A 9,864-nucleotide genomic window follows, 5' to 3' on the forward strand; every position below is an offset into this window, starting at 1 on the left:
GCGCCTGGACCGACGAAGAACTGAAGAAGTACGAGACACGCTGGCCGATCGGCTCGACGCCGCGCCTCGTTTACGCGCTCGGCCTGTGGCTGGGCCATCGCCGCTCTGATCTCGTCCGCCTGAAATGGGCGGACGTGAAGAGGGAGACCGTCGAGATCGAGCAGACGGCGAAGACCGAGCGGAAGGTCGTCCTGCCGATCACGCCGATGCTGCGTGAGGTCCTCGACGCCACTGAGAGACGCGGCGAGACGATCCTCTTCACGCGCTACGGCAAGCCGTTCTTCGACAAGGCGCTCGGCGAGCGCATGCAGGTCTGGACGAAGGCCGCGGGATGCGAACCCGGCTGCACCCTGCACGGCCTGCGCAAGACCCTCGGCCGCATCCTCGCCGAGAGCGGCGCCTCGACGCGCCAGCTGATGGAAGTCCTCGGCCATGACGACATCGAGCACGCCGAGTTGTATTCCCTCGATGCCGAGCGGTCGCGCCTGTCGCGCGATGGCATGGCCCATGTCGTGCGCCTTCGGCAGAAGAGTTAGCCCCGGATCGACGAACAGAGGCGGAACTGGCCTGGCTAACGCGACCTGTTAACCGGCTGATTTCGTTCTATCTCGGCTGTCCTGCCGGGCCCACCCGGCTCAGCGCGAGATGCGCAGAGCGGAAATCTCGTCCGTGATGGCCGAAAAGGCCAGAAGCAGGTCGTTCGAGTTCTTGGCGTCGTAGTAGAGCTTGTTGCTTTTCCCGTCGATGCCGTTCGAGGCGCAGTTGCGCAGGCGGTCCTTGATCGGGCTGCCGTCCTTCAGGTCGAAGGCGATCGAGAAGATCACGATCCCGTCGCCACCCTCGTCGTTCGTGCCGTCCTTCTTGATGTTCTCGCAGGTGATGCTCATCGTCTCGTTCATCGCCGCCGTGATGTTGGCGATGGCGGGCTTGGCGGCCGTCGTCTTGGTCGCGTCGAACATGCGGCCGTTGTACAGCTTGTTATCCGCGCCGAGATACTGACCGAAGCCGTAGGTACCGAACTGGGACTTGTTAGCGTTGGTCAGTTCGATCTGTTCGCCGGACGTGTAGGCTGCGTTGTATGTATTCTCGCCATCCGTCATCAGCACGATGACCTTCAGATTCTCCTTCGTATTGCGCGCACGGCCTTCCGAAAACGGCTGACCACTGGTGAGCGTGCGCCAACCCCAGGCCAAGCCTTCGCCAATGTTCGTACCACCACTGGCTATCATACCAGACACAGCATTGAGCGCGGTTGACTGGGCTGCGGTCAGCGGCGTGATTGCAGCGGTGGTACAGCCGTTGTTTGGGCCCTTCTTGTCTTTGTAGGTCAGACTTTTGACCAAATATCTGGAAGCGTCGCGTTGTGCCTCGAGCGCCTCCTTATCATTCTTGTATGAGCCGGAAATAGAGATGTAGTCGTTCCGCACGCTTTCGAGCGACGGACTGGTCCAATCGTATTCGGACGGCGACAGGAACGGCACGAAGAGCGTATTGGGCTTTGCGATCGTTGGCTCGTCATCAGTCACGGCGTAGCCGAGAGGTCGCGATTGAACGCAACCTCCCCATTTCCATGACGGATTGCGTAGGGCGAGCTTCTCGAAAAAAAGATACTTCGATGTCGGAAGTATGCCCCAATCGAAATCATCTTTGTTGGCGTCGCTGAGGCCGGCAGTATCGATCCAACTGGGTGCGGGGAATTTTACCCCGACATTTACCGACGCGGCGAAGGGCACGACGGAGATACGGACAGGATCGGTCGAATTGGCCTGCGGATAGGTCGACAGCATCTGCTTGACGAGCTTCTGCGACGCATCCTTCAAAGTGGTGATCTTCGGCGTCGTGCCGCCCACGGGCGGGTTCTGCATCGACCCAGAATTGTCGAGCACCAGGGCCAGCTCGACCGTGCGGTTGGCGACGATCACCTCGCTCGCGACCGAAAGGTGCCAGGTCTCGAGATCGACCTTCCCGCCCGTGACGGCCTTCACGGCCTTGCCGAAGAAGGTCGGCACGTCGCGCGTCGCCGACACGCGCACGACGTTGTTCCCGTCGACGCGCGTCACCCCCTCGTAGGTGAAGCGCGTGTCCTTGTCGTCGTTGCCCTCGTTGGCGAAAAAGAGCGACTTCGCCCACTTCTCCAGCTCGACCGGATCCTTGGTCTTGCCGAACTGCTTGGCGGCGGCGAGCGCGGCAGCGTCCGCGGAACTCTGTAAGCTCCATTTCGCCTCCTCGACCTGGGACGTGTCGACGGCCATGCCGCTCACAACGATGATGACGGGCAGGGTCAGCGCGAAGATCATCGCGACATTGCCGGAGGTGGCGCGTCCAAAGGAGCGGATGATGCTCACGGCAGGTCCTCGTTCGGGGCGGCGGCGCGGGCGCGCGGTCATTTCCAGGCGACCTCCGCGCCCTTGCGAGGCCGGAAGCTGAAGGTGCGATCGAACTTGACGCCGCCGAACACACCTCCGACGTCGAAGGTCGGGTCGAAGCGGTACTCGACCCTCGTGACGACGAAGTAGGCGTCGGCCAGCCCGGCCAGATTGTCGGCAAGCTGGTAGGGCGTGCCCGAGGCGACGCCCGCCGCCGTGCCGACGCGCTGCCAGTCCACGGTCGCCTTGCCGCTGGCGTCCGTCTTCACGGTGGTGATCGTGACCTTGGGATCCTCCCCCTCGACGTCGCCGGCGATGCCGTCGAAGACCAGGAGCACGTTCTTCAGGCGCGTCATGTTCATCTCGGGCGAGCGGGCGACGATCCCCCCTACGGCTTCGGCTGCGCTCTCGACCTTGCGCTTGGTCATGATCAGGTGGGAGGCCTCAAAGGCGCCGAGGTAGAGAACCAGCATCACCGGCAGGATGATCGCGAACTCGACGGCCGCCGTGCCGGATCGGTCGCGCAACAGGCGCATCAGGCGAGCTTGACCCGTCATCGCCCGCCTCAGCAGTTGGCTTTGGACGAGACGGCCCCGCCGAACGGCTCGTTCATGAAGGCGGCCATGGCCCCGAGGATGAGGTTCCCGTTGGTCTTCTCGGTCATCTGGTTGAGGACCGACGTGGTCCAGGGCCATTCGTAGTAGGCGCGGATCACGGTGATCGTATCTTGGCGGCCAGGGTCGAAGCAGAACGACGTGTCGTCGACGGAGCCATCGCGCAGGGAGACCGGGCCGGAGAACGGCGTTCCGGCCGGATAGGTGCGCATGTCGAGGCTCAGGCGATCGCACGACATGAGAAGGTCGATGTTGCCGCAGATCATCTTGCGGAAGCCGTCGGCATCCATGTCGGATTTCTGCACGGCCCCCGTCAGCACCTGCCGGGCCGCCGATCCCACCGCATTGTTGAGCATCACGCCGGCCGTTGTCGCCAGCGCGGTCTCGATCATCGCGAGAAGCAGGAAGAAGAACGGAAACGCGATGAGGGCGAACTCGACGGCCGCGTTCCCTCGCGTGTCGCGGCGAAAACCGCCGGACACTCCATGTGGACTCCCCGATGACCTGATCAACCGCCGCATCATGCGGACGAGTTGTGGGCTTTCAGGTTCTAACGGGGCCTTAAACCGTTTGGTCAGAATCGGTGAGTGCGCAAACAATTGATGGGCAGTCGCCCGTCAGCTCCGATCGAACGCGCAGTCGAAGAGGGTGTCGCTTCCGAGGGCGAACACGCGCGTCTGCGGTCGCAGTGCCCCGGAGAGCTTCGAGATCGGCGCCAGCGCCAGGCCCGGCGCGCCGGAACCTATGATGATCGGGGCGATACAGACGTGCAGACGGTCGACGACGCCGGCCTCCAGAAAGTGGCGGATCGTCGCGGCACCGCCTTCCACGAGGATGTGGTGCAAGCCGCGCTCGCCGAGCGCATCGAGAAGCGCCACCGTGCAGAGGCGTCCGTCGTCGCCGCGCGGCAGGCGGATCGTCTCGTGAGACGTCGACGCCCCGCAGCCGTCCGCGCGCACGAGGATGGTCCGGGTCTCCGGCGAGAGGCATCGGGCGTCCGCCGGAATGCGGGCGCTCGGATCGATCAGCACCCGCACCGGCGACGGTCCCGAGACCTCGCGCACCGTGAGGCGCGGATCGTCGGCCACCACGCAGCCAGCACCGACGAGGACGGCGTCCGACAGCGCACGCAGGCGATGAAGATGCGCGAAACCGTCCGGTCCCGAGATCGGCGCGGCGTCCCCGTCCACCGTGGCGACGCGGCCGTCGAGGCTCTGTCCGACCTGCGCCAGCACGAAGCTGCCGCCTCGTCGGCGCGCCAGCGGCTCGTAGATCGACCAGGCGGGGTCATCGGCATGAGCGAAATCCCCTGCCCCTCCGTCGCGCAGCGCCAGAAGCGACGCCCAGACCTCTTCGGACACGTCGACAGGCTTCATGACGCGTGGTCCCCGCCGCTCATGGCACGCACGAAACGCTCCCGGAAGTCCTGCATCGGCAGGACCGGCGCGGCCGGTCCCGGCACCATGCCGGGCACGAGGCCCCAGCCGTCGAGGCGATCGAGAATGCGCGGGTCGGCGGTGAGGATGTGCAGCGGCACGTCGCGCGTCGCGTCGGGGCCGGTCACGAGTTCGGCCGGCTGGTGGTCGCCGACGACGATGACGACGGCATCGCGCGCGAAACGGTCGACGAAGGCGCCGACGGCTTCGATCGCGTAGTCGATCGACAGGCCGTAGTTCTCGCGCACCCGCTGCGGGTCGCGCCACAGCACCTCGGGCGCGACGCCGCTTGTCGCCTGCGCGTCGAACACGTGGCCGTCGCCGATCGTCTCCCACGGCACGATCGTCGGGATCGGCGTCCAAGGGGCGTGGCTGGAGATCAGCGCCGTCTGCAGCATCACCGGCTGGCTTGTGCGCTGGAGGATCTCGCCGATGCGCAGGAGGGTGAACTGGTCGGGCATCGTGACCCAGTTGAACGGCCGGCCGCGATAGTCGAGGTCCTTCGCGGCGAGAATCTCGTCGTAGCGGAACCAGCCGGCCTCCGGCCAGGGCATGGTGATCGCCGGCATCACCGCGACCGTCCGCCACCCCGCGCCCCGGAACAGCGCGTTGAGGCTTTCGTGGTCACTCTGGAGCAGGCTCTCGTAGCGGGTCTGGTTGTCGATCGTGAGGCCCGACAGCATCGTCCCGTGCGCGAGCCAGCTCTGCCCGCCGGCCACCGGCGAGCGCAGCCAGCCGCTGCGTGCCAAGACGCCGACGCGCGCGAGATCGGCCTCGACCGCGCCGAGACGCGCCAGCGTGCGCGGCGCGAACAGGGGGTTTTCGATCGCACTGCGGCCGTAGGATTCGACGAACACGAGGAGGACGTCGTGCCCGTCGAGGGCTGCGAGCAGCCGTTCGGGCGGTGCGTCGCGCAGCGGGTCGCTAGCCACCTCGCGCGCGAAGGCGGCCTGCGCCGCGTAGGATTGGCGGGCGGCAGCGAACTTCTCGCCGGCATAGGCCGACAACGCGGCGGACACCGACAGCGTATCGGCGGGCATAAGGGCAAGCGCGATGGTCGCCAGCGCACCAGCCGCGAGCGTCGCGATCCCCAACGCCGCGCGGGTGCGCCCCGCCAGCCGTCGCACGCCGGACAGGCCGTAGGCGAGGATGAGGACGAGGCAGAGGAACAGGACGACGGCTGACCCCAACGCTGCGAAGGCCGCCCCGTTGCCGATCGTTCCGGACAGGAGGTGCCAGCCTGCCACGAGGATCGATCGATCCACCACCGGATCGAAGGGGCGCGAGAAAGCGGCGATCGTCCCCCAGTCGGCAAGCCTCAGGACGGTGGTGGACGCCGCGAAGGCCAGCACGAGCGCGGCGAGGAGGCCGAAGCCACGGCCCCGGACGAGCGTGAGGGCTCCGACGATCCAGAACCACTCGACCGGAAACCGAAGGTCGCCGATCGGCCCCGGTCGCGGCGGGAGGGCGAAGACGACGAGGAGGAGCACGAGACCGAGGCCGACGCGCAGGGCCACGCGCAGGCGTGGGACGCTCCGTTCGGGCCCGGCCTCCCCTGCGGTTTGTCGGTCGTGCCGGCTCAAGCCGGTCTCTCCACGAGGCGCGCGTAGACGTCGCCCGAGCGGCGGTTGCGGGCAGCCTCTTCGGCGAGACGCGCGCCGAACGCTTCCGGCGGCATCCATGCGGGCAGGCGGAAACGCGATTCCTCGCCGATCACGAGATTGAACTCGTAGCGGCCGAGCGAGGCCAGCCGGTCGATGCAGCGAGTCGCAAGGTCCAGCGTCGCGGGCGTGTATTCGAAGGCGATGCATCGCAGCGGTCGCGACAGGCCGGCGAGCACCTCGGCCTCGTGGCCCTCGACGTCGCTCTTGCAGAAGGCGGGCTCGCCGTATTCCTCGATGAGGAGATCGAGGGTCGTCACCTCGACCGACACGCGGCCGTCCCACTCGACGTGCCGGAAGCCGTCGTCCGCCGCGACCCGGTCGCGCCAGTCGCTGGAAAGCGTCGAGACCGTGGGGTGATAGGCCGAGACCGCGAGCGTCGCGCGGCCCGGCTCGCGGCCGACCGCGCGCCGGTCGAGCCGAATCCGCGCGGGATCGAGGCGGCGGGCGAGATAGTCGCCGAACAGGGGCTGCGGTTCGAAGGCCACGACCTGCGCCCCGGCCCGCGCCAGCCCGCGGGCGCGGCTGCCGACATGGGCGCCGATGTCGAAGGCGAGGTCGCCCGGTCGCACCAGCGCGGACAGGAACCGGTCGATCCCGCGCCGACGCCACGGCTGGCCGTTGTAGACGACGATCGAGCGCCAGAGGCCGAACGTGGCCGGGTCGACGCCGACCTTTGAGAGAAGTCGCCGGCTCATGCGGAGCGGCTCAGGAGCGCGCGAATGTCGATCGCGAACGACCAGGTGAGGAGACCGAGCGCCAGAACCGCCAGCGCGTCCGAAACGGGCGACGGCACGGGCGGCAGGAGCACCACGCAGAGAAGCGCGATCTGGAGGACGCACACGGTCTTGCGCCGCATCGAGGGGGCGAGCGGCCGGGCGAGCCTCGGGTCGAGCGCCGCCCATCCGAGAAACGCGTATCGCATCAGTCCGATCGCCAGCACGTAGACGCCCGCCTTGTCGCAGGCGAGCGCCAGAACGCACAGGATTAGGATCAGGAAGGCGTCGACCTCCATGTCGAACCGTTCGCCGAACGGCGACGCGAGCCCGGAACGGCGTGCCAGGAACCCGTCGATCCCGTCGAGTGCCAGTGCGAGAAGCGCCGATCCGACAAGCAGCCACTGCAGGGCCCCGTCGGTCGCGGTCAGCCGTCCGTATTCACAGGCACAGGCCCCGATCACGGCCGCCATGCCGCCGCGGGCCGTCGTCACGATATTGGCGGGACCGAAGCGGCCATGGCGATGGTCGTCGAGGCGCCAGACGACGAAGCCGACAGTCGGCAGGAAGAGCGCGAGCGACAGCGGCAAGGTCTGCCAGCCGAGCCCGGCATGCGAGACGAGAAGGCTGGCGGCGATCGTCAGGAGAAGTGCGGTCGCGGCCAGCGTTGTGCAGGCGCCCGGCAGGCTCGGCGCGTCGGCGGGTGTCGCGGCGGGAAGGCGCGCTCCGGCCCGTGCCGGAAGATGGATCGGGTCGAAGCGCATGCGTGTCAGCCGAGCTTGGCTGCGATGGCCGGCCAGTCGAGAAGATGGCCGGCGCGGCGCGCCTTGGTCACGAGGTAACTCTGGTTCTCGGCGGTCACCGTGCCGAGCACCGCCGTGCGCGCCTGGACTTCGATGCCAGCCGATTGAAGTGCGGCGATCTTGGTTGGGTTGTTGGTCATCAGTTCCACCGAGCCGATGCCGAGCGAGCGCAGCATCGCCACCGCCGCGCCGTAGCGGCGCCCGTCCGGCTCGAACCCGATCTGCGCGTCGGCGTCGATCGTGTCTAAGCCCTCGTGCTGCAGGCCGTAGGCGCGCATCTTGGCGGCCAGTCCCGTGCCGCGGCCTTCCTGGTCGAGATAGAGGAGCACGCCGCCGCCACGCTGGGCGATCAGCTGAAGCCCGTTGCGCAGCTGGTCGCCGCAGTCGCACTTCAGAGAACCGAAGAGGTCGCCCGTGATGCAGGACGAATGGATGCGCACCGGCACCGGCCGCGACAGGTCGGGCTCACCCACCATGATCGCCAGTTGGTCGCGCTGCGCGAGGCCGCCACGAAACACCACGAAGCGGCAGTCCGAGATATCGCGCAGCGGAACCGCCGTGCGGACGATTTCCGTGAAGCGGGTTTCCTCGACGAGTGCCGTGCGCACCTCGGCGTCGGAGACCGACAGACACCGCCCGCCGATCCGGTCTTCGGCGCGCGCGGGCCGCACCAGGAAGGCCGGCAGGAGGAGCGCGAGCCGGGCGAGGTCGTTGAGCGCAGCAAGCTCGGAGGCCGGCCGCCAGTCGCCGGGAAAACGCGTCTCAGCGCCGAAGGCGATCCGCGACAGGTCGGGAAGATCCGCCGCGCCGGTCTTCAGGCAGACCGGACCGATCGTCGAGATGCCGATCGCCCGCGCCCGATGCGCGCTGAGGAAGAGGCCGACCTCGTCCGGCGTGTCGCCGAAGAAGCGCTCGACGTCGCCGGGGGCGGCCGCGTCGATGGACAGCACGGCATGTTCGGCCCCGCCCGATTGCAAGAGGACCGTCCGGCCGTAGCGGAGTTCTGAAACCGCACGTTCCGTGTTCACCTTGGCGAACTCTGAGTGGGTTTCATCCCGAAAGAGGATGTCGGAACTGCCCTCGCTCATCGCCTGCTACTCCTCGAACCCCATGAAACGAAGCGCTCGCACGGCGTTGGCCCGCCGGTCCGCTCCTCCATGACAGCTAGACGACGCCTGCTTTTTATCCAGATTGGGTCGCGAACAAGCACGTGATGAGGGCCGGTCGCAGGGTAACCCCGGCGACTGGTCGCCAATCGGAGACACGGTCATCGTTGCCCGGCAAACCATTGAGTTAACGGACATTCAAGCTGAGGCGGAACCTCAGGCTCTGTGGATCGAGGCGCCCGGCCGGGCGGTTCTGCGTCGAAGCGTCGCCCCGGTGCCGCAGCCCGGCGAGTGGCGGGTGCGCAGTGAATTCGGCGCGATCAGCCGTGGAACCGAACGGCTGGTGTTCGAGGGCCGCGTGCCGGAGGAAGAGTACGAGCGGATGCGCGCACCTCTTCAGGAGGGCGCGTTCCCGTTCCCCGTGAAGTACGGCTACAGCGTCGTCGGCTGCGTCGAGGACGGGGACGATGCCCCGGTCGGCCGCGCGGTGTTCTGCCTGCACCCGCATCAGGAGCGCTTCACGGTACCCGCTGCGGCGTTCCGCGTGGTGCCGGAAGGTGTCCCGCCCGAGCGGGCGGTGCTCGCCCCGTTCAGGGAGACCGCCCTCAACATCGTCTGGGACGCCGCCGTCGCGCCGGGCGATCGCGTCGCGGTCGTCGGCGCCGGCCTGATCGGTTGCCTCGTCGCGTACCTCTGCGCCCGCATTCCCGGTACCGAGGTGACGCTGGCCGATCCGAACGAGGCGCGGCGCCGGGCGCTCGCGGGATGGGGCTGCGATCTCGTCGCCCCGGCTGAGCTTCCGGCGGACCGGGACGTCGTCGTCCACGCATCCGGGTGGCCGGAGGGCCTGTCGGCGGCGATCGAGTGCGCGGGGCTCGAGGCGCGGGTCGTGGAAGCCAGCTGGTTCGGGCGACAAGACGTCACGGTTCCGCTCGGCGGCGCGTTCCATTCCCGGCGGCTGCGCCTCGTGTCCTCGCAGGTCGGGCGCGTTCCGGCGGACCGCCAGGCCCGTTGGACCACCGGGCGACGCCTCGGCACCGCGCTCGCGCTCCTCGCCGATCCGCGTCTCGATCGCATGTTCTCCGGGGAAAGCGCCTTCGGGCACCTCGACCGCGACTACGCCGTCATCCTCTCCGACCCCGATACGCTCTGCCACCGCATC

10 protein-coding genes are annotated in these 9,864 nt (G+C 67.8%); 2 read left to right on the forward strand and 8 right to left on the reverse strand.

The window, feature by feature from the left end; translation table 11 throughout:
- The first annotated feature begins 89 nt into the window (after window positions 1-89).
- Complete coding sequence (locus QZ753_RS10855) at window positions 90-536, forward strand: tyrosine-type recombinase/integrase (protein WP_367171507.1); 447 nt, start codon at window positions 90-92, stop codon at window positions 534-536.
- 99 nt (window positions 537-635) lie between these two features.
- Here the strand turns inward: QZ753_RS10855 and QZ753_RS10860 are convergent, their stop codons facing one another.
- From QZ753_RS10860 to ribA, 8 genes are all read right to left on the reverse strand, one after another.
- Entirely contained in the window at window positions 636-2,345 is a 1,710-nt protein-coding gene (locus QZ753_RS10860) for a pilus assembly protein TadG-related protein (RefSeq protein WP_294643629.1), read from the reverse strand.
- Between the two features lie 38 nt (window positions 2,346-2,383).
- Window positions 2,384-2,923 carry a TadE/TadG family type IV pilus assembly protein gene (locus QZ753_RS10865; protein WP_294643632.1) on the reverse strand — a complete coding sequence of 180 codons (540 nt, stop codon included), beginning with the start codon at window positions 2,921-2,923 and terminating at the stop codon, window positions 2,384-2,386.
- 8 nt (window positions 2,924-2,931) lie between these two features.
- A complete protein-coding gene (locus tag QZ753_RS10870) occupies window positions 2,932-3,462 on the reverse strand; it encodes a TadE/TadG family type IV pilus assembly protein (protein WP_294643633.1) in 531 nt (176 codons plus the stop codon).
- A 135-nt stretch (window positions 3,463-3,597) separates the two neighbouring features.
- Window positions 3,598-4,356, reverse strand: a complete 759-nt coding sequence (locus QZ753_RS10875; RefSeq protein ID WP_294643635.1) for a RibD family protein — start codon at window positions 4,354-4,356, stop codon at window positions 3,598-3,600.
- A complete protein-coding gene (locus tag QZ753_RS10880; RefSeq protein ID WP_294643637.1) occupies window positions 4,353-5,933 on the reverse strand; it encodes a sulfatase-like hydrolase/transferase in 1,581 nt (526 codons plus the stop codon). The genes QZ753_RS10875 and QZ753_RS10880 overlap by 4 nt, the downstream gene beginning before the upstream one ends.
- Window positions 5,934-5,995: 62 nt before the next feature.
- A complete protein-coding gene (locus tag QZ753_RS10885; RefSeq protein ID WP_294643638.1) occupies window positions 5,996-6,775 on the reverse strand; it encodes an FkbM family methyltransferase in 780 nt (259 codons plus the stop codon).
- Window positions 6,772-7,557, reverse strand: a complete 786-nt coding sequence (locus QZ753_RS10890; protein ID WP_294643640.1) for a CDP-alcohol phosphatidyltransferase family protein — start codon at window positions 7,555-7,557, stop codon at window positions 6,772-6,774. The genes QZ753_RS10885 and QZ753_RS10890 overlap by 4 nt, the downstream gene beginning before the upstream one ends.
- Window positions 7,558-7,562: 5 nt before the next feature.
- Entirely contained in the window at window positions 7,563-8,546 is a 984-nt protein-coding gene (gene ribA, locus QZ753_RS10895) for a GTP cyclohydrolase II RibA (protein WP_294643642.1), read from the reverse strand.
- A 454-nt stretch (window positions 8,547-9,000) separates the two neighbouring features.
- Between ribA and QZ753_RS10900 the strand changes: the two genes are divergently transcribed.
- On the forward strand, window positions 9,001-9,864 hold an 864-nt coding region (locus QZ753_RS10900; RefSeq protein ID WP_294643643.1), incomplete at its 3' end, for a zinc-binding alcohol dehydrogenase.

The sequence above is a fragment of the uncultured Aureimonas sp. genome (assembly GCF_913775355.1).
Lineage (GTDB): Bacteria > Pseudomonadota > Alphaproteobacteria > Rhizobiales > Rhizobiaceae > Aureimonas.